The sequence below is a fragment of the Bradyrhizobium sp. 159 genome (genome assembly GCF_023073795.1).
GTDB lineage: Bacteria > Pseudomonadota > Alphaproteobacteria > Rhizobiales > Xanthobacteraceae > Bradyrhizobium.
On sequence record NZ_JADPKE010000031.1, the window covers coordinates 103,434 to 127,149 of the forward strand.

The 23,716-nt window shown below is 64.2% G+C and carries 22 protein-coding genes and 2 pseudogenes; 15 read left to right on the forward strand and 9 right to left on the reverse strand.

Translation table 11 applies throughout. From position 1 onward, the window contains the following. Positions 1 to 6 precede the first annotated feature (6 nt). Genes IVA96_RS06730 through IVA96_RS06740 form a run of 3 tightly spaced genes read left to right on the forward strand, consistent with a single transcriptional unit; the run spans position 7 to position 2,907 of the window. The gene (locus IVA96_RS06730; RefSeq protein WP_247416262.1) at positions 7 to 1,179 is read left to right on the forward strand and encodes an ABC transporter ATP-binding protein; all 1,173 of its coding nucleotides are present in this window, start codon (positions 7 to 9) and stop codon (positions 1,177 to 1,179) included. Beyond that, on the forward strand, positions 1,176 to 2,090 hold the full coding sequence (locus IVA96_RS06735; protein ID WP_247280161.1) for an ABC transporter permease: 915 nt from the start codon (positions 1,176 to 1,178) through the stop codon (positions 2,088 to 2,090). The genes IVA96_RS06730 and IVA96_RS06735 overlap by 4 nt, the downstream gene beginning before the upstream one ends. Before the next feature lie 4 nt (positions 2,091 to 2,094). Then, positions 2,095 to 2,907, forward strand: coding sequence for an ABC transporter permease subunit (locus IVA96_RS06740; protein WP_247416264.1), 813 nt, complete (start codon positions 2,095 to 2,097; stop codon positions 2,905 to 2,907). Between the two features lie 51 nt (positions 2,908 to 2,958). On the opposite strand, the gene IVA96_RS06745 is transcribed toward IVA96_RS06740, so the two are convergent. The 3 genes from IVA96_RS06745 to IVA96_RS06755 form a co-directional block, all read right to left on the reverse strand. After that, positions 2,959 to 3,825, reverse strand: a complete 867-nt coding sequence (locus tag IVA96_RS06745) for a carbohydrate ABC transporter permease (protein WP_247416267.1) — start codon at positions 3,823 to 3,825, stop codon at positions 2,959 to 2,961. After that, complete coding sequence (locus IVA96_RS06750) at positions 3,822 to 4,694, reverse strand: sugar ABC transporter permease (protein WP_247280158.1); 873 nt, start codon at positions 4,692 to 4,694, stop codon at positions 3,822 to 3,824. The genes IVA96_RS06745 and IVA96_RS06750 overlap by 4 nt, the downstream gene beginning before the upstream one ends. Positions 4,695 to 4,788: 94 nt before the next feature. Further along, entirely contained in the window at positions 4,789 to 6,174 is a 1,386-nt protein-coding gene (locus IVA96_RS06755; RefSeq protein ID WP_247416270.1) for an ABC transporter substrate-binding protein, read from the reverse strand. A 433-nt stretch (positions 6,175 to 6,607) separates the two neighbouring features. Here IVA96_RS06755 and IVA96_RS06760 point away from each other — a divergent pair, with 433 nt between their 5' ends. Continuing rightward, positions 6,608 to 6,928: a cation:dicarboxylase symporter family transporter gene (locus tag IVA96_RS06760; protein ID WP_346347887.1), complete on the forward strand. Its 321-nt coding sequence runs from the start codon at positions 6,608 to 6,610 to the stop codon at positions 6,926 to 6,928. A 96-nt stretch (positions 6,929 to 7,024) separates the two neighbouring features. On the opposite strand, the gene IVA96_RS06765 is transcribed toward IVA96_RS06760, so the two are convergent. Further along, positions 7,025 to 8,917, reverse strand: a complete 1,893-nt coding sequence (locus IVA96_RS06765; RefSeq protein ID WP_247416341.1) for an AsmA family protein — start codon at positions 8,915 to 8,917, stop codon at positions 7,025 to 7,027. Between the two features lie 286 nt (positions 8,918 to 9,203). Here IVA96_RS06765 and IVA96_RS06770 point away from each other — a divergent pair, with 286 nt between their 5' ends. The 5 genes and pseudogenes from IVA96_RS06770 (at position 9,204) to IVA96_RS06790 (ending at position 13,386) form a co-directional block, all read left to right on the forward strand. Further along, positions 9,204 to 9,911: a CoA transferase subunit A gene (locus tag IVA96_RS06770; protein ID WP_135165543.1), complete on the forward strand. Its 708-nt coding sequence runs from the start codon at positions 9,204 to 9,206 to the stop codon at positions 9,909 to 9,911. 76 nt (positions 9,912 to 9,987) lie between these two features. Then, positions 9,988 to 10,638: a CoA transferase subunit B gene (locus IVA96_RS06775; RefSeq protein WP_247280156.1), complete on the forward strand. Its 651-nt coding sequence runs from the start codon at positions 9,988 to 9,990 to the stop codon at positions 10,636 to 10,638. 22 nt (positions 10,639 to 10,660) lie between these two features. Then, positions 10,661 to 11,296 carry a GNAT family N-acetyltransferase gene (locus tag IVA96_RS06780; RefSeq protein ID WP_247416273.1) on the forward strand — a complete coding sequence of 212 codons (636 nt, stop codon included), beginning with the start codon at positions 10,661 to 10,663 and terminating at the stop codon, positions 11,294 to 11,296. Between the two features lie 5 nt (positions 11,297 to 11,301). Continuing rightward, a pseudogene (locus tag IVA96_RS06785) lies at positions 11,302 to 11,527 on the forward strand (DNA-binding response regulator); the annotation flags it as partial. Between the two features lie 182 nt (positions 11,528 to 11,709). Next, entirely contained in the window at positions 11,710 to 13,386 is a 1,677-nt protein-coding gene (locus IVA96_RS06790; RefSeq protein ID WP_247416275.1) for a mucoidy inhibitor MuiA family protein, read from the forward strand. 71 nt (positions 13,387 to 13,457) lie between these two features. On the opposite strand, the gene IVA96_RS06795 is transcribed toward IVA96_RS06790, so the two are convergent. The 4 genes from IVA96_RS06795 to IVA96_RS06810 are packed head-to-tail and all read right to left on the reverse strand — an operon-like array spanning position 13,458 to position 16,514. Beyond that, positions 13,458 to 14,261 carry a heme ABC transporter ATP-binding protein gene (locus IVA96_RS06795; RefSeq protein ID WP_247416277.1) on the reverse strand — a complete coding sequence of 268 codons (804 nt, stop codon included), beginning with the start codon at positions 14,259 to 14,261 and terminating at the stop codon, positions 13,458 to 13,460. Beyond that, entirely contained in the window at positions 14,258 to 15,352 is a 1,095-nt protein-coding gene (locus IVA96_RS06800) for an iron ABC transporter permease (RefSeq protein WP_247416279.1), read from the reverse strand. Before IVA96_RS06800 ends, IVA96_RS06795 begins: the two co-directional genes overlap by 4 nt. Beyond that, on the reverse strand, positions 15,349 to 16,302 hold the full coding sequence (locus tag IVA96_RS06805; protein WP_247416280.1) for a hemin ABC transporter substrate-binding protein: 954 nt from the start codon (positions 16,300 to 16,302) through the stop codon (positions 15,349 to 15,351). Before IVA96_RS06805 ends, IVA96_RS06800 begins: the two co-directional genes overlap by 4 nt. Positions 16,303 to 16,307: 5 nt before the next feature. Then, positions 16,308 to 16,514 (reverse strand): hemin uptake protein HemP, encoded by a 207-nt coding sequence (locus tag IVA96_RS06810; protein ID WP_247280150.1) that lies wholly within the window; start codon positions 16,512 to 16,514, stop codon positions 16,308 to 16,310. Positions 16,515 to 16,776: 262 nt separating this feature from the next. Here IVA96_RS06810 and IVA96_RS06815 point away from each other — a divergent pair, with 262 nt between their 5' ends. The 6 genes from IVA96_RS06815 to IVA96_RS06840 all read left to right on the forward strand — a co-directional run bounded on the left by IVA96_RS06815 (position 16,777) and on the right by IVA96_RS06840 (position 22,189). After that, positions 16,777 to 19,128 (forward strand): TonB-dependent hemoglobin/transferrin/lactoferrin family receptor, encoded by a 2,352-nt coding sequence (locus tag IVA96_RS06815; protein ID WP_247416282.1) that lies wholly within the window; start codon positions 16,777 to 16,779, stop codon positions 19,126 to 19,128. Positions 19,129 to 19,226: 98 nt separating this feature from the next. Next, complete coding sequence (locus IVA96_RS06820) at positions 19,227 to 19,562, forward strand: antibiotic biosynthesis monooxygenase (RefSeq protein ID WP_247416284.1); 336 nt, start codon at positions 19,227 to 19,229, stop codon at positions 19,560 to 19,562. A gap of 27 nt (positions 19,563 to 19,589) precedes the next feature. After that, entirely contained in the window at positions 19,590 to 20,105 is a 516-nt protein-coding gene (gene hutX, locus IVA96_RS06825; RefSeq protein WP_247416286.1) for a heme utilization cystosolic carrier protein HutX, read from the forward strand. Between the two features lie 26 nt (positions 20,106 to 20,131). Further along, positions 20,132 to 20,908 carry a tonB-system energizer ExbB gene (gene exbB, locus IVA96_RS06830; protein WP_247416288.1) on the forward strand — a complete coding sequence of 259 codons (777 nt, stop codon included), beginning with the start codon at positions 20,132 to 20,134 and terminating at the stop codon, positions 20,906 to 20,908. Between the two features lie 4 nt (positions 20,909 to 20,912). Further along, positions 20,913 to 21,356 (forward strand): TonB system transport protein ExbD, encoded by a 444-nt coding sequence (gene exbD, locus IVA96_RS06835; protein ID WP_247280145.1) that lies wholly within the window; start codon positions 20,913 to 20,915, stop codon positions 21,354 to 21,356. Beyond that, complete coding sequence (locus IVA96_RS06840; RefSeq protein ID WP_247416290.1) at positions 21,356 to 22,189, forward strand: energy transducer TonB; 834 nt, start codon at positions 21,356 to 21,358, stop codon at positions 22,187 to 22,189. Before exbD ends, IVA96_RS06840 begins: the two co-directional genes overlap by 1 nt. A 129-nt stretch (positions 22,190 to 22,318) precedes the next feature. Here the strand turns inward: IVA96_RS06840 and IVA96_RS06845 are convergent. After that, positions 22,319 to 23,672 (reverse strand): annotated as a pseudogene (locus IVA96_RS06845) (esterase-like activity of phytase family protein). Between the last annotated feature and the right edge of the window lie 44 nt (positions 23,673 to 23,716).

Here is a 23,716-nt window from a genome sequence, read left to right on the forward strand (position 1 = left end):
GGGAACATGACGGACGAGTTGCCCAGAACAGACGCCGCGGCGAATGCGGCCAGCGGAGATCAACATCCGGTGGCCGGGCAGCCGTTGCTGCGCATTGAGGGCGTCTCCAAGAACTTCGGGACGTTCCGTGCCGTGGACGGCGTGTCGCTCGACATCAGGGCCGGCGAGTTTTTCGCGCTGCTTGGTCCGAGCGGCTGCGGCAAGACCACGCTCTTGCGCATGCTCGCCGGTTTCGAGGCGCCGGACGAGGGGCGCATCCTGCTCGGGGGCAAGGATATCGCGCAGGCCTTGCCGCACGAGCGTCCGATCAACATGATGTTCCAGAGCTACGCGCTGTTCCCGCATCTGTCGGTACAAGACAACATCGCCTTCGGCCTGAAGCGCGCCGGTATGGCGCGCGCCGACATTGCCGCGCGCGTTGCGGAGATGGTCGCGCTGGTGAAGCTCGAGGGGCTGGAGAAACGCAAGCCCGACCAGCTCTCCGGCGGCCAGCGCCAGCGCGTCGCGCTCGCCCGTGCGCTGGCCCGCCGACCGCAGCTCCTGCTGCTCGACGAGCCCCTCGCCGCGCTCGACAAGAAGCTGCGCGAGAGCACGCAAGCCGAGCTGATGGAGCTGCAGCGCCGGCTCGGCATGACCTTCATCGTCGTCACCCACGACCAGGAAGAGGCGATGACGATGGCGAGCCGGATCGGTGTGATGAACGCCGGCAAGCTGGCGCAGGTCGCGACCCCGCGCGAGCTTTACGAGGCGCCGCGCTCGCGCTGGATCGCCGAGTTCGTCGGCGACGTCAATTTGTTCGACGGCGAGTTCAGGCTGCGCGACGGGCATCGCCTGGTGATCGCCACCCGTGAAGCGGGCACGCTGGTAGCGGCGGAGCCGCGCGAGCCGGTGAGCGAGACGAAACTGTCGGTCGCAATCCGGCCCGAGAAGGTCAAGCTCTCACGCCGCGGGCCGGTGTTTGAGGCCGGCCGTGAAACGGCGATCAACAGTCTGGACGGCGTGATCGCCGACATCTGCTATCTCGGGGGCACCACCACCTATAAGGTGAAGCTCGACGACGGCGGAATGGTGCAAGCTTCAGTCGTCAACAGCGCGCGCCTCGACGTCGATGCCTACAGTGTGAACCAGAGAGTCATCGCCTGGTTTACGCCCGACGACTGCGTGGTGCTGCCGTCATGAGCTCCCGCCGTATCTTCGCGCGGCCGGCGCGTTTTGCTGCCATCGCGCCTTACCTCTGGATGGCGCTGTTCTTCCTGGTGCCGTTCGGCTTCGTGCTGAAGATCAGCCTGTCGCAGACGGCGATTGCTCAGCCACCTTACGAGCCCGTGTTCGACCTGACGGCGGGATGGGAAGCGCTGAAGACGGCCCTTGCTGCGTTGTCGATTGACAATTTCAGGCTGCTGATCTCCGACGACATCTACGTATTCGCTTATGCGCGCAGTCTCATCGTCGCGGTCACGGCGACCGCGCTCCTGCTCCTGATCGGTTACCCCATCGCCTATGGCATGGCGCGGCTGCCGAAGCGCTGGCAGGCGGTGGCGATGGTGCTGGTGATCGTGCCCTTCTGGACCTCGTTCCTGATACGCATCTATGCCTGGATCAACATCCTCCAGCACGATGGCCTGCTCAATCAGATCCTGCTGGCGCTGCATCTGGTCAGCCAGCCCGTGGTGTGGCTCTCCACGGACAGCGCGATGTATATCGGCATCGTCTATTCCTATTTGCCGTTCATGATCCTGCCGCTCTATGCCACGCTCGCCAAGATGGAGCGGGCGCTGGAGGAGGCGGCCGGCGATCTCGGCGCGCCGCCGTGGCAGGTGTTCTGGCTCGTCACATTCCCGCTGTCGCTGCCCGGCGTCGGCGCCGGCGTGCTCTTGTGCTTCATTCCGATCGTCGGCGAGTTCGTCATCCCGGATCTTCTCGCCGGCTCCAATTCGCTGATGATCGGCCAGACCCTCTGGCTCGAATTCTTCACCAACAAGGACTGGCCGGTCGCGTCCGCGGCGGCCATCGTGCTGCTGGTGATGCTGCTGCTACCGCTTCTGCTATATGAGCGGCTCCAGAAGCGGCAACTGGAACAGGGGCGCTGATACGATGCGCAAGCTCTCCCGTCTCTCCCGCTTCAACATCGCTTCGCTCGCGCTCGGGCTGGCGTTTCTCTATTTGCCGATCCTCATCCTCGTCATCTATTCCTTCAACGCCTCGCGTCTGGTGACGGTGTGGGGTGGCTGGTCGCTGCGCTGGTATCACGAGTTCTTCAATGACCGCGCCATGATCGAGGCGGCCTGGATGAGCTTGCGGGTTGCGGTCTCGTCTGCAACCATTGCCACGCTACTCGGCACCCTCGCAGCGGTCGCACTGTCGCGTGGTGAACGCTTCCGCGGACGTACGCTGTTCTCCGGCATGCTCTATGCGCCGCTGGTGATGCCGGAGGTGATCACCGGATTGTCGCTGCTGCTGTTGTTCGTCGCGCTCAACGCCGAGCGCGGTTTCTGGACGGTGACGATCGCCCACACCACGCTGACGATGTGCTTCGTCGCCGTGGTCGTGCAGTCCCGCCTCGGCTCGCTCGATCGCTCGCTGGAGGAGGCCGCGATGGATCTCGGCTGCGATCCCGTCCGCGCGTTCGTGGCCGTCACGCTGCCGCTGATCGCGCCGGCGATCGTCGCCGGCTGGATGCTGGCATTCACGCTGTCGCTGGACGATCTCGTGATCGCGAGCTTCACCACGGGTCCCGGCTCGGCGACGCTGCCGATCCGGATCTACTCCGAAGTGCGGTTGGGGGTGAAGCCGGAGATCAACGCGATCTGCACGCTGGTGATCGCCCTGATCGCAATGGTCATCATCATTGCCTCGCTCGTCTCGAAACTGTCGAGCTCACAGGGCGAGAGCGCGGCGCCGCTGTAGCGAAGGCATCATTCCGGGTGCACTGCGCGTGCACCGGAATGACCAGTTTGCCTACGACTTCACCGCACCCGCCGTCAGTCCGCCCACCATGTAGCGGCGGAAGGCGTAATAGACCGCGGCCGGCGGCAGCGCGTAGATGAAGCCGGTGGTCATCAGCAGTTCCCACGGGGAATCGTCGGCGGCGAGGAAGTTGCCGAGCGCGACGGGGAGGGTGATCTCGCGGTCGTTGGAGAGCAGCAGGAACGCGTAGAGATATTCGTTCCAGGCGAGCAGCACCGCATAGGTGCCGATCGCGACCAACGAGGGCATCATCAGCGGCAGGTAGACCAGACGGAAGATCTGCAGCGTCGTCGCACCGTCCATCACCGCGGCCTCATCCAGCTCGACCGGCAGCTTGTCGGAAGCCTGCTTGAGCACCCAGATCGCGTAGGGGCTGGCGATCGTCACCATCGCCAGGATCAGCGACCAGTGATTGTTGAGCAGGCCGTAATTGCCCATGGTGCGGTACATCGGCACGGCGAGGAACGCGGCGGGGATGAAATAGGTGAAGAGCGCCAGGTTCAGCACGGTGCGTCCGCCCGGCACCTTCAGCCGTGAGATGGAGAACGCCGCCGCGGTTGCGATGAACAGCGTCAGCACACCGACGGAGACGGCGATCACCGTCGAATTCCAGAACTGAACGTAGAAGTCGCGCAGAAAGTAATGCTGCTGCTTGAACACGATCTCGAAGTTATGCAGCGTCGGATGATCCGGCCACAGCTTGCCCGAGAACGCGTCCTCCTTCGGGGAGATCGCGAACAGGAACATGTGATAGATTGGGATCAACGTCCACAGGAAGACGGGGATGCCGATCAGCAGCAGCCGCGCTTCGGTCGCGACGTCACGCCAAGAAAATTCGCTTACGCCGGGGAGCTTCATCGCGACAACCGTTTCATCATGAAGTACACGAGCGGCAGGACGAACGGCATCGCGCAGACGATCGACGCCATCGCCAGCGAGAGCTGGTCGAGCCGGAGATAGCGGATGCCGAGCGTCGACAGCACGTGCGTGAGGTCGGCCGGGCCGCCGCCGGTGAGCAGATAGACGCTGTTGAAATCGCCGAGCGTCCAAATCATCGAGAGCAGCGTGCAGGTGACGTACAGCGTCTGCATTGACGGCCAGGTGATGTAGCGGAATTTCTGCCACCAGCTCGCGCCGTCGACCTCGGCGGCCTCGAACAGATCGTGCGAGATCGCAAGTCGGCCGGTGATCAGGATCAGCGTCCAGAACGGCAGCGACTTCCAGATGTGCACGGCGATCGCCATGCTCAGCGCCACGGTCGGATCGTTCAGCCAGTTCGGGCCGTCATCGCCGGTGAAGGAAAAGATGAGGTGGTTGATCATGCCCCATTCGGGATTGAGCATGAAGCGTACCGACAGGATGGTCGGGATCGACGGCACCGCCCAGGGCAGGATGAAGATCACCGAGAGCCATTTGATCCAGGTGCGCTGCTGGGCGAAGAAGCCGGACAAGAACAGCGCGATCAGCATCTTGATATTGATGCCGATGACCAGGAAAATCAGCGTGTTGACCGCGGCGCGGGCGAAGATCGGGTCGTTGTACAGCGCGACGTAGTTCGCCGGAGCGCGCGCCAGCCACAGCCCATAGCAGACGGGATAAACGACGAAGGCCAGGAAAACGAGCAGGTAGGGCGCGAGCAGCACGATGCCCCAGACCTGCGCCGGGGTCAGCCGCGACGACAGAGGCGGGCCGGGAATTGCCTGATCGCCAGAGAGCGTGATCGCCATTCTTTTCGAACTCTTCAAAGAGAAGCCGGCCGCGAAACGCGGCCGGTGTTGTTCTTATACCTTTCCCCGCAACGCGGGGAGAGGGGCGGACGACTTAACTCGCGACCTGCTTGATGCGGGCAATCAGTTCGTCGACGGCCTTGTCGACCGGAACCTTCTCGCTCACCACCCGGTTCATCGCCTTCGCCCACACGTTCTCGTTGTTAAGAATCGTGAATTTCCAGTTCTTGGTGAAGTCGAACGCGGCGGTGCCGCCTTTGAACTGCGTGTAGACTGCCTTGCGGTGCTTGTCAGCCTGCCAGAACGGGCTTTCCTGGCTTTCCTTCGTCACCGGGAACCAGCGGCCGAGCGCGCCCTCGATATAGGGACGGACGTTCTCTTCCTGGAGCAGGAAGCTGATGAACTGCTTGGCCTCGGCCTTGTTCTTGGCCGCGGTGAAAATCAGCCCGGTCTTGACGTCGGAGCGGTAGCGGATGGTCGAGCCATCCGGCGCCTTGGGGAAGGACGCTGTGATGATGTCCTGTTCATAAGCCTTCTTGCCGGCGTCGCGCTGTTCCTGCGTGAGGGCCTGGTTCTGCGAGTCCTCGAACCACTTCGCCGCGATCGAGATCGTGAAGTTGTGGGTCATCACGATCGTCTTGTTGTGGAAGGCAACGTTGTTGTCAGGATCCTTCCACGTCGTCGAGGACGGCGGCGTGCAGCCCTTGATGTACGTGTCGGTGTAGTCCTTCATCGCCTTGATCAGGTTCTCGCGGACCTTGGGATCATCGACCAGCAGCTTTCCGTCTTCGTCGACCAGCTTAACGTGGTAGGCGTCCATGAAGGTGTAGAACGACTGGAAGGCATCGGTGGATTCCACGCCCATCGGCTGGCCCACAGCATAGATGCGCTGGCCGGTCGCCTTGCGGATCGCCGGCTGCACCTTGTCGCACCAGAACGACCAGTAGCCCGTCCAATCGGTCGGAATGTCGCTCTGCTTGAAGCCGGCCTTCTCCAGCATGTCGTTCCAGATCTGGACGTGCATGCTCTGCTGCTTCAGCGGGAAGCCGTAATAGGCCTTCTTCTTAGTCACATCGTTGTAGAGGATCGACGCGTCCAGCGTGTTCTGCACGAACCGGCCCTTGATCGGCTCCATGACATCCGTGAGGTCCTCGAGCTTGCCCTCGTATGCCCACTTGCCCTGCGCCTGCACGTCATAGGAGTCGGAGTAGGCGACGTCGGGCACGGTGCCGGCATCGAGCGCCGCGACCGTTTTCGGAATCATGTCCTGGATCGCGTACTGCGACAATTCGACCTTGATACCGGTCTTGGCTTCGAACTTCTTGATCGTCTCGATCAGCGCGTCGTCTTCGGAGCGATAAAAGCCCTTGCCCCACCAGACTGTAATCGTCTTCTGCTGCGCAAAGGCGGGTGCAGTGGCGGCGAAAAGCCCAACCGCAGCGACCGCCAATGATACTGCGCCAATAACCTTGGATCTCACGTTCTTCTCCCTCAAACGGCCGGCGTTTTTAGCCGGTCGTATAAAACACTAGCGCATGGCGGAAGTCTGATCTAGCGCCATGTTGTCAGACCAATGTCGTGGGATGGAGCCTCGCGGAGATGCTTGACCCGCGTATCGATCCAATCGCCGCATCAATTCGCAGCGATCAATTCGCCTTGTGCGTTCTGGCTTGGCCTGCCCATGCGCAGCTCCACACACCTGCTCGCCGCCAGCGAAAGACTCAGCTGTTGTAAGCGGTATGAGGACTGAACGCAACGCAGCCGGCTCGCAGCGACGCGGCGCTCCGGCTGCGGGAGCCAAAATGTCTCTGAAGGAAACGGGCCATTGATCCAGGAGCTCAGGTTCGGCGGGGAACGGACTTGCACCGCTTTAGCGGGCAAACTGTCGGCATTTCCCCTTCAGCCCTGTTGAAATAGCAGGCGTCACCGGCAGCGGCTTCGTCGCGCTTGTCGCGACCCTTTCGGTCATGCCGGATTTGCCGGTGCCCGGCGTGGCGCTGCTTGTTGGCATCGACCGCTTCATGTCGGAGGCGCGGGCGCTGACCAGCATGATCAGCAACTGTGTCGCATCCATCACCATTTCGCTGTGGGAGGACGCCTGTGACCGCGAGGTGCTGGCCCGTGAACTGGGACAGAGCGGCACTATCAAGGTTGCGGCCGGGACGAAGATCGACGGGGCAACAAGGGTGCACGAGGACAAGAGCTGGATCTCGACGACGCAATCGGCCGCTTGACGCCGCGTTTGCATGAAATCCGTCGCACTATTGGATTTGGCAAATCGAGCCTGTCGCGCGCAGACTGCCAACCCTAAGAGAGCGAGGTTGATCACTCTAGTTGGACTTGGCGCCCTCCTTCGCGTTCTCCGCCGTCGGCGATCCGTCCTGCGCCGGGCGCTTTCCGCCCCCGGTAATGCGCTGCTTCAGGAGATCGAGGAAGGGAGACGCTGCGGGCGACTGCCGGATCAGGCTTTCGGGGTCGGGGAAAATCAGGGGATCGTCCCAGGGCCCCTGCACCATGAAGGGCAATTGGAAGCCTGACGTCGTGTTGAGGCTCGCGACGCCCTTCATGTCGTATTCGCGTGTCGGCACGGAGGCGGTGCCGGTCAGCGTGATCTTCGCCGCGGGTCCTTCGATGCGGATGTCCTCGGCGGTGGCGATCCCGTCGGAGAATTTCACTGCGATGGTGAGCTTGTCGTAGGGGGTCGAGCCGTTGCGGAAATTGCCGCCGCCCGACAGCGGCCGCCGCTCCAGCCGCTTGAGCAGCTGCTCGGCATTGAAGCCGGAGATCGCGCCGTCATGCCCGGTGACGGTGGCGCTGCCGTCGAGCGACTGCACGAGGCCGAACGGGCTCGAGCCGGAGGCGAAGAGCGACACGTTGATGTTGCCGCGGCCGGACAGCTTGTTGAGGCCGAACAGTTCGGAGGCGCAAGCCTGGAGATCGACGTCGGTGAACTGGAATTGCGCCTTGATGTCGGCGACGCTGTCGGCGCGCGCGATGCCGAAAGAGCCCTTGGCGATGCCGCCATAGACCTGGGCCTCGCCAACCGAGAGCGCCAGCGTGCCGTTCCGCAAATTGGCGCCGATCGCAGTGCGGCCGAGCTTCGACGGGCCGACCGTCAGCTTTGCCGCCGACAGGCGCATGTCGAGGTCAGTGGTCGAGAGCCCGTTAAGATCGAACAGCTGCCTGTTCCAGTCGCGCGCGCCGCTCGCGAGCAGGCGGAAGGTCGAGATATAGGGTGTGAAGTCGAGCGCGTCGGCGGCGAGCGTCGCCTGCAGCGTCTGCCGGCCGTTATTGGCGTAGGTCATCACGCCCTCAGCGGCATTGCCGTCGAGTTCGACATTGACGTTGGTGAGCGCGATCGAGGCACCCACGACATTGGCGCGCGCCTTCAGCGCGAAACGGCCGAAGCCGCCGCTGGCGGGCTGCGGCTGGCCGGTCCAGCGCAGCGCATTGCGCAAGGACGGGCTGTCGATGGTGAGCGTGCCTTCCATCATCGGGCTGGTGCGGTTGGCGACGCTGCCGTCGAAGGCGAGCTTGAGCGGCGCGCTCGCGATCCGCGCCTTCAATCCTGAGCGCTCGCCGGAGAGGGCGGCGACGAAATCGGAAAAGCTGATCGAGCCATCGACGCGCTCGCCGCGCCAGTCGAACTGTCCGGTCGCGGCGAAGGAGCGCGAGATCGAGGGCCAGGCCAGCGACAGGTCGATGTCCTCTAGCTTCTCGGTGGCGCGCGTGGCAACGTCCTCGTAATTGAGCACGCCGTCCTGGATCCTGATCTCGGAGAACGACACTTGATTGTCGGCGCCGGGCTTCATGGTGCGCGCAATGGTCTGGATGAAGGGCGTCCAGTTGCTCTCGCCGTCCGGCTTCAGGCTGACATGAATGCGCGGCCGCAGCAGCGTCAGGTCGGCGATTTCGAACCGTTGCAGCAGCAGCGGCAGCAGCCGCAAATTGGCAGTAAGGACGTCGACATGGAGCGCGGGATCGGTGGCGCCGCCGCCCTTGAGACCGACGTCGCGGAAGGAGATATAGCTCGCCGGCAGGACCGAAATGTCGATGTTGCCTGCGACACTGAGCTCGAGCCCGGTCACGTCGCGGATCTGCGCTTCCACCGCCTGGCGCAGCGCGTCACGGTTGATGAGCCAGGAGGTCGCGATCAGGGCGATCAGCGCCAGGCTGAGCAGCGCCGCGATCGGCGTCCCGAGGCGCTTCATTCCTTGGGCCATGGTCAATGGCATGTCCTGATCGGGTTGGTCATTGGAGCCAGAAGGGCGGGTCGGGAAACCTGCGTGCCCATGCCAAGCCCTATTATGTTAAGTCCCGCAACTTGATGGGTTTTCTTGTCGCTTTCAAGGCCGCGGACGATTCTGCCCACGGCGTGGGCAGCTTCTAACACCCGGCCACGGATCGGAGAACCCCGTATCATTGACGGCTTTGGAGAATTTCGCCTAATAATCGCCGCCGATAAGGCGCGACGCCCGCAAGCCGAAGGTTCAGTCGAAGGTCATTTGCATGAACAAGGTCTATCCCGACGCCAAGTCGGCTCTCGACGGCATTCTGAAAGACAACATGATGATCATGTCGGGCGGCTTCGGCCTCTGTGGCATCGCCGAGGAGCTGTCGGACGCGATCCGCGAGTCCGGCGTCAAGGGCCTGACGGTGGTCTCTAACAATGCCGGCGTCGACGGTATCGGGCTCAGCCGCCTCTTGGAAACCCGGCAGATCAAGAAGATGATCTCGTCCTATGTCGGCGAGAACAAGCTGTTCGCCCAGCAATTCCTCGCCGGCGAGCTGGAACTCGAATTCAATCCGCAGGGCACGCTGGCCGAGCGCATTCGCGCCGGCGGCGCCGGCATCCCGGCCTTTTACACCAAGACCGGCGTCGGCACACTGATCGCCGAAGGCAAGGAAGTAAAGGAATTCGACGGCGAGAAATATCTGATGGAGCGTGGCCTGTTCGCCGATCTCGCCATCGTGCATGCCTGGAAGGGCGACACCGCCGGCAATCTCATCTACCGCAAGACTGCGCGCAACTTTAACCCGATGATGGCGACCGCCGCCAAGATCACGGTGGCCGAGGTCGAGCATCTGGTTCCGGCCGGTGAACTCAATCCCGACCACATCCACACGCCCGGCATCTTCGTGAAGCGCATCGTCGAGGTCGGCACGGCCAAGAAGCGCATCGAATTCCGCAACACCCGCCCGCGCCCCGCCGCTTAAGGCGCGCATGATCCGGAAAAGTGGATACCGATTTTCCGGCAAGATCATGCGCAATGAAGCACTACAGGAGAGTTAGATGGCCTGGACCCGTGAACAGATGGCCGCGCGCGCCGCGAAGGAACTGCGCGACGGCTATTACGTCAATCTCGGCATCGGCATCCCGACGCTGGTCTCGAACTACATCCCCGACGGCATTGACGTCAGCCTCCAAAGCGAGAACGGCATGCTCGGCATGGGCCCGTTCCCCTATGAAGACGAGGTGGACGCGGACCTGATCAACGCCGGCAAGCAGACCGTGAGCGAACTGCCCTCGACGTCTTATTTCTCGAGCGCCGATTCCTTCGGCATGATCCGCGGTGGTCACATGGATCTGTCGATCCTCGGCGCCATGCAGGTGGCCCAAAACGGCGACCTCGCCAACTGGATGATCCCGGGCAAGATGGTCAAGGGCATGGGCGGCGCGATGGATCTCGTCGCCGGCGTCAAGCGCGTCGTCGTGGTGATGGAGCATTCCGCCAAGGACGGTCCGAAGCTACTGAAGCAGTGCAACCTGCCGCTCACCGGCGAGCGCGTGGTCGACATGGTCGTCACCGATCTCGCCGTCTTCACCATCGACAAGCACGGCGACGGCGGCATGGCCCTGATCGAGCTCGCCGACGGCGTCTCGCTCGAGGAGGTCAAGGCCAAGACCGAAGCCGAATTCCGCGTTGCGCTGAAGAATACGTAAGGGCTTCGCAATGGAAGCGCGCATGACGATACGGTCAGCGCGTCCCGAGGACGCCGGTGTTGTCGCACGAACCATTCTGACGTCGCAGCGCGGCTACCGCACGCGTGGCTGGTTCGACGTCGCGCTCGGCTGGCCCGAAGCGCAGTGCCTCGATTTCATCGCGCGCATCACCGTCGCAGACGCGGTGTCGATGTGGCACGTCTCGCAATTCCTGATCGCCGAGATCGATGGCATGCCTGCCGCCGCGCTATCCGCGCTGCCGGCGGCCGGCACCGGACCTTCGGCCTGGCGCGCGATCGAGGAAGTCGCCGCTGCAACCGGGCTCGCCGCGCCGGAGCTGGAAGCCATCCGTCGACGCGGCGCCTATACGCGCGCCTGCTGGGTTCAGGGCGGCGAGGGCGACTGGATGATAGAATATATCGCAACCGATCCCGCCTATCGCGGTTGCGGGCTGGTGCAGGCGCTGATCCGGCACGCGCTGCATAAAGGGCGGGCGGCTGGATTTGGCCGGGCGACGATATCGTTTCTGATCGGCAACGAGCCCGCCGAACGTGCCTACAGCAAGGCCGGATTCGTGTTCGCGGAGGAGAAGCGGGATCCCGATTTCGAGGCGCTGATCGGCGCGCCCGGCTTTCGCATGTTCATGCAGACAATCTAGCCTGCGGCGCGGCCGATTTCATCGGAAAGCCGTTCCGCGCCCGCGACATGGTCGATCGGATCGATGCTGCCGTTGACGAGTTCGCGCAAGCCCGGCGCAAACCGCCAGCGCTGGCTGGCCGGCTGCGAACCGCTGACCGCGCGGATGATCGAGGGCTACGGCGCCAGCGTGTTGCGGAAAGCCGCCCGCAACGTGGCCGGTCTGCTTCGCTGCATGTTCGGTCAGGGCTCGGCTGCCCATGTCCGAGGCTTGGCGGGACCACAACGCGTTCCGCGGCCACCCTGCCGCCGCCGCAGCGTCCCACGGAAACCCCAATCGAACCGGTTCCTTCCCTGCCGCGTCTCATCACGATGGCGAGGCATCTTTTCGCGCGTCCGGCTGGTGACGCGTCGATATCGGCAGGGAGGAAATTTATGCGTACCATCGCGAAATATCTGGCGACGACGAGTCTGGTCCTGGTGGCCTCGGCGGCGGCGTTGCCGTCATGGGCCGCCGACGTGGACGCCACATCGGCTATCGACACCGTCACCGTCTATCCCGATGGTGCCACCGTGACCCGTGTCATCGCGCTGGATCTGGCCTCCGGTGACAATACGCTGGTCGCGAAGGACTTTCCGCTCTCGCTCGATCCGTCCTCCCTCCGCGTCGAAGGCGAGGCGGGCGCCAAGCTGACCATCGGCACCATCGACGCGCGGCCGCCGCGTGCGGCGCCGCCGGTGAACCTGCCGGAGCTCGACAAGCGCATAGAGGCGCTGAAGGATCAGCGCGCCGATCTGCAAGGTGTCATCGACTCGGCCACCGCCCGGCGCAAATTTGCGCAGCACTTTGCCGAAGCCTCGCCTGCCGGTCTCGGCGACAAGGGCGAGGCCCGGCCGATCACCGAATGGCGCGCGGCCTTTGCCGCCGTCGCCGAGGAGATCGCGACAGCCGACACTGCGATCCGCGAGGCCGCGCGAAAACAGCGCGAGATCGATCGGCAGATCGCGCAGCTCGAGGCCGAGCGTTCGGCCAAGCCGCCGAGCAAGCTGGAGGTGCGGATCGACGTCGCCTCGGCAGCCGCGACCAAGGCGACGCTGCGGGTGACCTATACCGTGCGCAATGCGCGCTGGCTGCCGCTTTATGACGCCCGGCTCGACACCGGCGCCAACGACCGCAAGCCGCAGCTCGAGCTGGTGCGCCGCGCCGAGGTCACCCAATCGACCGGCGAGGATTGGTCCAACGTGACGCTCGGCGTCTCCACCGTTCGCATCAGCCGTGGCGGCAGCGCCCCGGAGCTCAATTCGCTGGTCGCGCAATATCCGCAGGTGGCGAAACCGGTGGCTGCAGGAACGGTCTCCGATCTGGCGCGGCCCGCGCCGGTCGCACGTCAGATGCAACCTCATCTTTCGAAAATGGCCGAATCGGCCGAGCCGCGTGAACGCGCCGACGAGCAGCAGGCGGTTGCCGAGATCGGTGACTTCCAGCCCACCTTCAAGATTCCCGGGCGCGTCAGCCTCGGCGCCGCCGAAGGCGCCAAGAGCCTCCGTATCGCTTCGGTGAATGTGCCCGCCGATCTGGCGGTGCGGGCCGCCCCGGTGATGGACCCGACCGCCTTCCTCGAAGCCAGCTTCAGGCAGAGCGACGAGGCGACTCTATTGCCGGGCAAGGTCGCCATCTACCGCGACGGCGTCTTCGTCGGCCGCGGCAAGATCACGGCGTCGGCCAAGGACGACATCGTGCGGCTCGGTTTCGGCGCCGACGACAAGGTTAAGATCGAGCGCGCGGTGCTCAAGCGCAACGAGGGGTCGGCGGGTCTCCTTGTCACGACGTCGAAGACCGACGAGCGCGCGTTCAAGACGACGATCCGCAATGGACACGACTTCCCGATTAAGATTGCGATCGAGGATCAGCTTCCGGTCAGCGAGAACGAGGACATCGTGGTCGAGATGCTGCCCGCGAGCACGCCGCCCACCGCGAGCAACATTCGCGACAAGCGCGGCGTGCTGGAATGGTCGTTCGACGCCAAGCCCGGCGAGTCCAAGGACATCAACTTCGCCTGGCGCATCCGCTGGCCGAAGGACAAGAGCATGGTGATCGCACCGGCCGGCTAGACGGTGTCTCTTCACCTCTCCCGTAGGGACAGGTGAAGTGCGCCGCAAGCTCTGCGCCAACCAACTGGGCATCATCGCGCAGGCCCAGCCGCTCGCATCGATTGCGGCAGCACGTACGGTACGCCGTCGTCGCCTTGGTGCACGGCGGCATCGATCTCGAAGATGTCGCGGATGATCTCGCGCGTGACGACATCGGCCCGCGGGCCGTCGACGGCGAGCTTACCGCGGTTCAGCACGATCAGTCGGTCCGCGAAGCGGATTGCGAGGTTGAGGTCGTGCAGGATTGCGACCACGGCCGTGCCGCCTGCCGCGCGGCGGCGCGCGGCTTCCACGAGGTCGATCTGGTGGCGCAGGTCGAGGCTCGAGGTCGGCTCGTCCAGCAGCAGAAGTCCCGGGCCGTGCTCGGCCTCGCCGCAGGCGAGTTGCACCAGCACGCGGGCGAAATGGGCTCTCTGCTGCTCGCCGCCAGACAGTGTCGGCAATTGCCGGTCTCTGAAATGGGCGAGGCTAACCTCGTCCAGCGCGGCATCGACGAGCGCGCTCGCCTCGCGCGAGCTGCGATCGCCCGCGCCCATTAGCACGATCTCCTCGACCGTGAAGGGAAAGGTGACGTTGATGTGCTGGGACAGCATGGCGCGGCGCGCGGCGAGCTCGCGCGGCGTGAAGCTGCTGATGTCGCGCTGCTTCAGCCGCACCTCGCCCTCGCTCGGGCGGAGATCGCCGGAGAGCAGCCGCAGCAGCGTCGACTTTCCGGCGCCGTTCGGGCCAATGATGGCGACCATCTCGCCGGCCGCGACATGCAGGCCAACCCCATCGAGCAGTGTCGCGCGGCCGGCGTGCTTGCTTAAGGATCGCGCCTCGATCACGGCGCTCATAGCGAGGCGAGCCCACGCTGCCGCAGCAGGATGGCCAGGAAGACCGGCGCACCGACGGCCGCGGTCAAAATGCCGATCGGCATCTCCGCAGGCGCCACGATGGTGCGCGCCAGCGTGTCGGCGCCGACCATCAGAATAGCGCCAAGCAGCACCGAGGCGGGCAGCAGCAGGCGATGCGCCGGTCCGACGACGAGGCGGAGCAGATGCGGCACGACGATGCCCACGAAGCCGATGACACCGCTGATCGACACGGCAACGCCGGTCATGGCGGAAACCACGACGATCGAGATCCGTTTCAGGCGCTCGACGTCGACCCCGCCGTGAAAAGCGTCGGCTTCGCCGAGCACCAGGAGATCGAGCCCGCGCGCGATGAAGGCGCAGGCCGCAAGCCCGACGGCCAGGATCGGCGTGAGCACGGCGGCCTTGGTCCAGGTCGCGCCGCCCATCGAGCCCAGCAGCCAGAACGTGATGTCGCGGAGCTGGCGGTCGTCGGCGACGAACACCAGCAGCCCGATGCCGGCATTGGCAATGGCGGTGATGGCGACGCCGGCGAGCAGGAAGATCGCGATGGAGGTTCGCCCGGCACGGCTGGAGATGCCGTAGAGGATCGCGGTCGTCGTCAGCGAACCTGTAAAGGCCGCGAGCGGCAACAGCTCGGTCTGGAGGAAGCGCAGCGCTTCGCCGAAGCGTGAATCGGTGAAGACGATCGCACTCGCCGCCGCGAGCGCGCCGCCGCTGGAAACGCCGACCAGCGCGGGATCGGCGAGCGGGTTGCGAAACAGTCCCTGCATGATCGCGCCGGCCGCGGCGAGCAGGCCGCCGACCATCGCGGTCGCTGCGATCCGGGGAATGCGGATCGACCACAGCACGAGCTGGTCACGCGCCGTCATGGCGTCGGCGATCGTATTGCCGGCAAAGCCGAGCGCAGCAGGCAGTCGCGAGAGAGGAATACCGGCCGCACCAACCGTCAGCGCAACGATGGCGGTGAGCACGAGTAGCACGCCCAGAAGGGGAAGCGCGAACGATGCGGCACGTGCTCGTGCGGCGCGTCGTCGCCGGCCTTGCGCATCCGTCCCGACCGCCACACTCATTGCCGGCAACTCGCCGCCGACAGGGCCGACGTGAACGCGCCGCCCTGTTCGGCCAGCGTCGGATAGAGCTTGACGGAGAGATCGCGAGCAGCCGCGGCCGTGCGCGGCCCGAACCCGAGCAGATAGAGCCCGTCCATGGTGATGAAACTCTTGTTGGACGCAACCGGCGTCAGCGCAAAGCCGGGATGGGCATAGACCGCTTCGGCCTGGAGCGAATCGTTGCCGCGCTCGATCGACAGCACGACATCGGGTTTGGCTGCCACGATCGCCTCGTCGCCGATGATCTTGTAACCATCATAATCGTCCACGGCGTTGGCGGCGCCGGCGAGCTGGATGATCTCGTCCGCCGCGGTCTTGCGGCCGGCGACCATGGCGCGTCCGTTCTGGAGCGACATCACGAACATCACGCGCGCCGGCTTCGTCACCTTGGCACGCAACGCGCGGAGCTGCGCGAGATCGGTGCCGACCGCAGCGCTCAGGCATTCGGCGCGCGCATCGACGCCCATGGCGTGGCCGACCAGCTTGATCTTCTCGATCAGACCTTCCTCGGAGAAGGTCTCGGGCACCAGCACCAGCGGCACCTTCGCCGCCTCCAGGATGTTCATGGTCTCGCGCGGGCCCGATCCCTGGATCGCCAGGATCAGCGTCGGGTTGAGGCCCAGCACACCTTCGGCGGAAATCTGGCGCATGTAGCCGACATTGGGTTTGTCGTGCAGCGCCGCCGCCGGATAGAGGCTCGTCGTGTCGACGCCGACCAGCCGGCTCTCCAGGCCGAGTGCATAGAGGATTTCGGTGATGGCGCCGCCGATCGAGACCGTGCGTGCGAAATCGGTGATGGCGACGTCGCGATTGCGCGCGTCGTGCACCGTGATACCGGCGGCGTGCGCGCCGGACACGAGCGCGAACGTGCCGGAGAGCAGGAGGCTTGCAAGCGTGCGACAAAATGTCATTGCGTTCACTTGGTCAGGATCAGCTTGTTCTGCGAGGTCAGGCGCAGGCGATAGCTGTCCTCGCCATGCGCAATGATGATCTCGCGCTCGGCCGCAAACAGCTCGCGGCTGTCGATCCGGCTTCCTCGCATGGTGAGGGTTCTCGTTGCTGCAGAAGGGCCTCCTGCCGCCCCCGCCGCGCCGCTGCTGCTGTCTCCTGATGTTGCTGACATTGTTGGTGTGATGCGCTTTCGAAATTCAGATGCGTCTTGCTTTGTATAAGGGGCGCGAGGCGCATTCCAACGGCAGCAATTTACAATCGATATAAACTGTAACCGGATGTCATTGACGGTCAGAGTGTTGCCACGTAACCGATTATGGCAGTGGGGAGTGCCCCGCGTGCTTTCGAAAGACAGCCAGCCAGTCGTTCGCGTTGCGAACGCACGCCAGCCAATAAAACTCCAAAACTAAAGTGAAGTGCAGGCTGGGGCTGATATGGCTGACGGGGCTAGGTATTCGCGCGCCCTGATTTTGGGCGCGTCGGTGGTTTCAATCGCGGCAATGACGGCGGAGAGGGGGCTTGCACAGGCCGCCCAGCCGCAGGCCGAAAGTGCGTCGTCGGAATGGCCGAAGCAAGCGAAGCGCAAGCCGGTGAAGCCGCCAGTTGCGCAGCAGGCAGCGCCCGACGTCGTGAACGCCCGCGCCCAGGCTGGAGGCGCCGCGCCTGTTCAGACGCTCGACACGATTACGGTCGCTGCGACCAAGACACCGGAGCGGACGATCGATGCGCTCGCGCCAGTCAGCTCGATTTCGCTCGACCAGATCCAGGGGCTTCAGCCCAACCGTTTGTCGGGCATCTTCTATGCCGTGCCCGGCGTGTCGTTCCAGGAGCGCGGCGACGATCCCGCAACCGTCATCAACATCCGTGGCTTGCAGGATTTCGGCCGCGTCGCGGTCGTGGTCGACGGTGCGCGGCAGAACTACCAGCGCACCGGCCACAACGCCAACGGCTCCTTCTTCCTCGACCCCGAATTGATCGGCGGGGTCGATGTCGTGCGGGGACCGACTGCCAATATCTACGGCTCCGGTGCGATTGGCGGCTTGGTCTCCTTCCGCACCAAGGACATCAACGACGTGTTACGCCCCGGCGAGCGCTGGGGCGTCGATCTCTCCGGCTCCTACGGCTCCAACAACAATCGCGGCCTCGCTTCGGTCTTCGGCGGTGTGCGCGCCACGCCCGATGTCGATGTCTTCGGCGGCGCGGTCTATCGCACGCAGGGCAATTACAAGGACGGCAATGGCACCGAGATCGGCAACACCGGTAACCAAGTCGAAAGCGGGCTGATGAAGCTCACGGTGCGGCCGGCCCTCGGTCACGAGGTCAAGTTCGGTGCCATCTTCCAGGATTATCAGTACGATATTGGTCAGTTCAACCGGGGCCCGGTGGCAACTGCGGCGCAGCGCGCGCTTTATCAGGGCTCCTCGGTTTACGCTTCCGACGCCAAGAATTACACCGGCACGATTACCTGGAACTATTCGCTGCCGAGCGACAATCTGTTCGATTGGCACATGTCGGTCTACGGCAACCGCGTCGACAACGACCAGACCAAGACCTATCACTATTCGACCGGAGGCGCGGCCTATTGCGGCGCGGGCAATTTCGGCAACAACATCTCGGGCTGCGTCGGCGACAAGCGCGGCTATGTCCTCAACACCTACGGCATCGACGTCAACAACACCACGCGCTTCAACGTCGGCGACTGGCGCAACGCGGTCACCTGGGGCGTCGACGCGTTTCAGGACGACGTCATCACGACGGACAGCCGCGGCAACTCCAACATCACCACGCCGAGCGGCATCCGTACTGTGTCGGGCGGTTTCGTTCAGTTGAAGCAGAACTACGGCACCTGGTTCGAGGCGGTGAGCGCGATCCGCTATGACCGCTACGACCTCGATTCCGGCAGGACCAGTGCCGGCGGCGACCGCGTCTCACCCAAGATCACCCTGGGCGTCACGCCGATCGCGGGCTTCCAGCCTTATGTCAGCTATGCCGAAGGCTATCGCGCCCCGTCGATCACCGAGACGGTGATTTCCGGCGCGCACGCGACCGGTGGCGGACCGGCGTTCTTTCCCTGCCCCGACGGCACCGTCGGCCTGTTCTGCTTCCTGCCCAACCCGAATCTTCGTCCTGAGGTCGGCAAGAACAAGGAAGTCGGCATCAACCTGAAGTATGACAACATCTTCAGCGCGTCCGACTCGTTCAGGGGAAAGATCAACCTGTTCCGCAACGATGTCAGCGACTATATCGACCTCGTCGCTTCGGCGCCGGTCCTGGTGCCGCCATTCGGCTCGTTCAGCCAATACTACCAGTATCAGAACATCGCCAATGCCCGCATCCAGGGCTTCGAGGCGGAGACGATGTACGATGCGGGCAGCTGGTTCATCGGCCTCGCCGGTCACTACATCCAGGGCAAGAACGCCGCCACCAATATCGGGCTTGCGACCATCAACCCGACCAAGGTCGTCGCCACCGGCGGTGTCCGCCTGCTTGATCGCACCTTGATCGTGTCGGCGCAGTGGGCTTCGTTCGGTCCGAACAACGACGTGCCGGCCAACTATATTCGCTCGACCGGCTACGATCTCGTCAATCTGTATCTGACCTACAATGCGACCAGGGACGTCGTGTTCTCGGCCTCGATCGACAATCTTCTGAACCAGTATTACCGGCCCTATGCCATTCCCGGCAGCTCCACCGACGGCACCTCGCAGAACGACGTGCTGTGGACGAGCCCGGGACCAGGCAGGGTCTACAAGGCCGGCCTGAAGATCCACTTTGGAGGTGCGTGAGCCGCAGGGCACTGTAACACCACAACTTCCGCCGGGCCGCGCTGATGCTCCAGCCCGGCTTCGGCGCGTTTTCGTCTTGATCAGAAGGGGAGACTTTCATGTTCATCGCTATGAATCGTTTTCAGGTGAAGCTCGGCTCGGAAGCCGCGTTCGAGACCGTCTGGCGCAGCCGGGAGTCCTATCTCGGCAGCATGGCCGGCTTCGTTGAATTCCATTTGCTCAAGGGACCGGTGCTGGAGGACCACACGCTGTATTCCTCGCACACCGTGTGGGTCGACAAGGCCGCTTTCGAGGCCTGGACTCGCTCCGAGGAATTCCGCCGCGCACATGCGCGTGCCGACAACAAGACCGGCGAAAGCCTCTATTTCGGCCATCCCAGGTTCGAGGGGTTCGAGGTCATCATGACCGAGCGCAAGGCGAACGCCGCCGCCTGAGGCGGCCGATCATGAAGGGAGCTGGACATGTTGAGTACCGATCTCGCCGATCTCAAGGCATATATGGCCGACAATCCGGGCGCCGTGATCGAGGACATTGCGCGCGAGCGCAAGGTCGCCCCGCGCGCCGTGATCGAGGCGCTGCCGCCGTCCATGGTGCGCATGGGCGGCAGTGAGCATTTCGCCGCCGCCATGCAGGATATTGCCGAATGGGGCGAGGTCACGCTGATCGTGCACACGGACGACGCGATCTTCGAGTTCACCGGGGCGATTCCCGCGGGGGAGATCGGCCGCGGTTACTTCAACCTGATGCAGCCGAAGGGATTGCACGGCCATCTCCGCCACGAGCGGTGCGCGGCCATCGCCTTCGTCGAGCGTCCCTTCATGGGCAAGACGTCCGCCTTCGTCGCCTTCGTCAATGCCGATGGCGGCATCATGTTCAAGGTCTTCGTCGGCCGCGACGAGACCCGTGCGCTGCGTGCGGACCAACTGGCGCGGTTCAGGCAGCTAGCGGACCGGATCGCGCCGCAGCCAACCGCGTAGCTTCTTCTGTCTGACGGGAGATCAGGATGCAAAGCAATTCCAGGCTTCGGCACATGATCGTAACATCCGTGCTGGCGCTCGCGCCGACACCGGCCTTCGCGATCGACGAAGCGCTGTTACCGCGCAATCTGTCGCCCTGGGGCATGTTCGTCGGCGCCGACATCATCGTGAAGACGGTGATGGTCGGCCTCGCCGTGGCTTCGCTGGTGACATGGACGGTGTGGCTCGCCAAGACCGTCGAGCTGCGCCGCAAGGGCGCGCTGGCCTTGCACCGGACGCGCGCGCTCGAAGGCAACATGATGCTGGCCGAGGCCGCGGCACGGGCAGGCGATGCGCATGATGCGGTCGCCCAGCTTATCCAGTCCTGCGCCAGGGAGGCGGAGATCTCCGGCGGCGTGCTCGACAACGGCCTCCAGGAGCGGGTGGCGCTGCGGTTGGAGCGGGTCGAGGCGGCCATGTCCCGGGAGATCGCGCGCGGCACCGGCGTGCTGGCGACCATCGGCGCCACCGCGCCGTTCGTCGGCTTGTTCGGCACGGTCTGGGGCATCATGAATTCCTTCATCGGCATCTCCGAGAGCCACACCACGAGTCTTGCGGTGGTCGCGCCCGGCATCGCGGAGGCATTGCTTGCCACCGCGCTCGGCCTCGTCGCCGCGATCCCGGCGGTCGTGATCTACAATCATCTCGTTCGCGGCATCGCCAATTACCGCGCGCTGCTCAGCGATGCCTCGGCACAGCTTACGCTGCTGGTGAGCCGCCAGCGCGACCACAGAGAATTCCGCCTGGCGCGGGCGGCGGAGTAGGGCCATGTCCGCAAAGCTCGGCGCAAGCTCCTCGGTCAGGTCGCGCGGTGACCCGGGTGATCTCGACGTGACCCACGAGATTAACGTCACGCCATTCATCGACGTGATGCTGGTGCTTCTGATCATTTTCATGGTGGCGGCGCCACTTGCCACCGTCGACATCGGGGTCGATCTGCCGGCGAGCGCCGCCGAGCCCGCGCCGCGGCCGGACAAGCCGATCTTCGTCACCGTGAAGCCGGATCTTTCGATTGCCGTCGGTGAGGATCTTGTGTCCCGCGATGCGCTCGGCACCTCGCTCGCTGCCGCCACCAAGGGCCGCAAGGACGAGCGCATTTATCTGCGCGCCGACAAGGCGGTCTCCTATGGCGACTTGATGGAGGTGATGAACAGCTTGCGCAATGCCGGCTACCTGAAGGTCGCGCTGGTCGGCCTCGACGGGCGCAGCTGATGACCTCCGCAAACGCGTTTGCCCTGCACGAGCCGCTCGGCGAAAAGGAAACCATGCGCTGGAGCCTATCGGCGGCCGTAATCGTGGCGCTTCACATGGCCGCGGCACTGCTTGCGATGAGCTGGCTCAAGTCGCAGCCCGAGCAAGGTGTGAGCCTGCCGGCGATTATGATCGACATGGCACCGGTGACTTCGGCGCCGCAATCGATGCAGGACGACATCGCGCCAGGGCCCGTGATGCAGGAGGCCGACGCTTCGCCGCCGCAGCCCGTGCAGCAGCAGATGGCCGAGGAGACGATCGCGCCGACGCCGCCGCAGGAAAAGCCGGACGTTGTCGCGCCACCCGAGCAGAGATTGGAGCCGACCCCGGCCAAGCCCGAGCCGGCGAAGATCGTCCCGGTCGAAAAGCCGGCGCCGGCGAAGCCGAAGGTGGTTCGCCGCGAGGCGAAAAAGCCGTCTGAGGCGCCGCCGGCGCCGCGCACCAGCGCAGCCCCGCGCGCGGAGCGCGAGGCGGCGATGGCATCAGCCCAGAGCGCCGGCGCGGTGGCCTCCGTGATCGCATCCTACAATCAGCGAATCCGCGCGCATCTGATGCGCTTCCACCAATATCCGTCCTCTGGCGGCGGTCAGCGTGGCATCGCGAGGCTGAGCTTTACGATTGCCCGTAGCGGGCAGGTCACATCCAGCCGCCTCAGTGGTTCGTCCGGCGTCGCCGCTTTCGACGCTCAGGCCATGGCGATGATCCGCCAGGCCTCGCCGTTTCCGCCGATCCCGGACGAGGTCAAGAACGGCGCGATGAGCTTTACGATTCCGGTGGAGTTTACGGTGCGATAAGTCTCCGTTGTCGTGCCCCGCGAAGGCGGGGCATCCAGTACGCCGCGGCATTTCCGTATCACACCGCCGCCGCGGCGTACTGGATCGCCCGGTCGAGCCCGGCGATGGCCGTATCGAGAGAGCGTCGCCTCACTTCGCCTTCAGGAAATCCGCGACCTCCAGCAGCATGAACTCGTTATCGTCGGCCTTGTTGGGGTCGCGGCTGGACGAGAACGGCAGATTGTTGTCGTTGCCGACGATGATGTGAGTGTCGTCGACGCGATCGACGTTCTCGATGGTGAAGAACGGGAAGGTGTAGACGCCGTCATTGAGCGGCTTCCTCGCCTTCTTGTCGGGATCCCTGATCTTCAACAGGTCGATATAGCCGATCTTGCGCACAGGCTTGCCGACATTGGCATCGGTGAGCTCGATCTTGTAGATGCGCTTGAATTTGGCGAGGTCAGGAAAGCAGTTCTCGCCGCGGGTGCCTTGCGGGCAAGACTTGTCCGCGGTGCCTTCGCCGTTGTCGCGCTCGATGACGAGGCCGCTGGTCGGGTCGACCATGTTGAAGTCGCCGATGGCATTGCCGTTCTGCTCGAACACATACTGCCAGTAGCGTCCGGTGAATTTCTCGGCAGCGACGTCGAATTCGAGGATGCGGGAGGCTTCCTTGCCGTCGACCTTTTCCCAGTCCTTCTTGTCGGCGTCCCACAGCGGTCCTTCGAGCAGGCCGTAGAGGAATTTGCCGTCCTTGGACGATGCAAAGCCCTCAAAACCCTTGGAACGGCGGAGGTTGACATTAGTGTAGGTCGCGCCCGGCGCGGCCGGCGTTCCCACTGCCCAATTGTCCGGCGAGCGCACCGGCTTGCCGTCCGCGACCGTCTCGAACACGGCCAGGATCTTGCCGGTTTTGTCGGCCTTCAGGATATAGGGGCCGAACTCGTCGCTGATCCAGAAGCTGTCGGCGATGATCTGGAAGCCCTCGGTGTCGAAGTCCGAGCCGGTGAGATAGCGCTTCTGGGTATCCTCGTGAACGATGCGGAACGGCACGCGTCTGTCGGGATCGTGCAGGAAGATGGTGTCCAGCCGCTCGATCTTGCCGCTCGTAATCCATCTTGTAGCGGTTCAGGTATAGCATCGAATCCGGCGAGTTGGCACGCGCGCCCATACCGTTGTCGGTGATGACCCAGAACGTGCCTTCGGGCATGGTCTTGATGCCGGAATGGCCCTGCAGCGGTTGGCCCTTGAACGGCAGCGACACGCCCGTCGCCCGCTCATAGGACTTGCCCATCACGGTGCCGAGCGCGTCGACGCGCTTGCCCGTCGTGTATTTGCCCGAGGTCTTGAGATCGGCTGGCGCATCGGCGGGTGCGTCGATGAACGATTCGGCCGGCATCACCACGTGGCCGACGAGTTTGGCGGGGAATTCACCTTCGCTCTGAGCGAGCGCGGCGCTCGCGGTGAGAATGATCGTTGCGACGGTGCCGAGAAAAGTCGCGCGCATGTACGTCTCCTGTTGGCGGACGCACGCCTTATGCGGACGGCACA

Coding starts and splice junctions, on each gene's coding strand:
- IVA96_RS06730 (WP_247416262.1), top strand. CDS start 7: ATGACGGACGAGTTGCCCAGAACAGACGCCGCGGCGAATGCGGCCAGC.
- IVA96_RS06735 (WP_247280161.1), top strand. CDS start 1,176: ATGAGCTCCCGCCGTATCTTCGCGCGGCCGGCGCGTTTTGCTGCCATC.
- IVA96_RS06740 (WP_247416264.1), top strand. CDS start 2,095: ATGCGCAAGCTCTCCCGTCTCTCCCGCTTCAACATCGCTTCGCTCGCG.
- IVA96_RS06745 (WP_247416267.1), bottom strand. CDS start 3,825: ATGAAGCTCCCCGGCGTAAGCGAATTTTCTTGGCGTGACGTCGCGACC.
- IVA96_RS06750 (WP_247280158.1), bottom strand. CDS start 4,694: ATGGCGATCACGCTCTCTGGCGATCAGGCAATTCCCGGCCCGCCTCTG.
- IVA96_RS06765 (WP_247416341.1), bottom strand. CDS start 8,917: ATGGCCCAAGGAATGAAGCGCCTCGGGACGCCGATCGCGGCGCTGCTC.
- IVA96_RS06770 (WP_135165543.1), top strand. CDS start 9,204: ATGAACAAGGTCTATCCCGACGCCAAGTCGGCTCTCGACGGCATTCTG.
- IVA96_RS06775 (WP_247280156.1), top strand. CDS start 9,988: ATGGCCTGGACCCGTGAACAGATGGCCGCGCGCGCCGCGAAGGAACTG.
- IVA96_RS06780 (WP_247416273.1), top strand. CDS start 10,661: ATGACGATACGGTCAGCGCGTCCCGAGGACGCCGGTGTTGTCGCACGA.
- IVA96_RS06790 (WP_247416275.1), top strand. CDS start 11,710: ATGCGTACCATCGCGAAATATCTGGCGACGACGAGTCTGGTCCTGGTG.
- IVA96_RS06795 (WP_247416277.1), bottom strand. CDS start 14,261: ATGAGCGCCGTGATCGAGGCGCGATCCTTAAGCAAGCACGCCGGCCGC.
- IVA96_RS06800 (WP_247416279.1), bottom strand. CDS start 15,352: ATGAGTGTGGCGGTCGGGACGGATGCGCAAGGCCGGCGACGACGCGCC.
- IVA96_RS06805 (WP_247416280.1), bottom strand. CDS start 16,302: ATGACATTTTGTCGCACGCTTGCAAGCCTCCTGCTCTCCGGCACGTTC.
- IVA96_RS06810 (WP_247280150.1), bottom strand. CDS start 16,514: ATGTCAGCAACATCAGGAGACAGCAGCAGCGGCGCGGCGGGGGCGGCA.
- IVA96_RS06815 (WP_247416282.1), top strand. CDS start 16,777: ATGGCTGACGGGGCTAGGTATTCGCGCGCCCTGATTTTGGGCGCGTCG.
- IVA96_RS06820 (WP_247416284.1), top strand. CDS start 19,227: ATGTTCATCGCTATGAATCGTTTTCAGGTGAAGCTCGGCTCGGAAGCC.
- hutX (WP_247416286.1), top strand. CDS start 19,590: ATGTTGAGTACCGATCTCGCCGATCTCAAGGCATATATGGCCGACAAT.
- exbB (WP_247416288.1), top strand. CDS start 20,132: ATGCAAAGCAATTCCAGGCTTCGGCACATGATCGTAACATCCGTGCTG.
- exbD (WP_247280145.1), top strand. CDS start 20,913: ATGTCCGCAAAGCTCGGCGCAAGCTCCTCGGTCAGGTCGCGCGGTGAC.
- IVA96_RS06840 (WP_247416290.1), top strand. CDS start 21,356: ATGACCTCCGCAAACGCGTTTGCCCTGCACGAGCCGCTCGGCGAAAAG.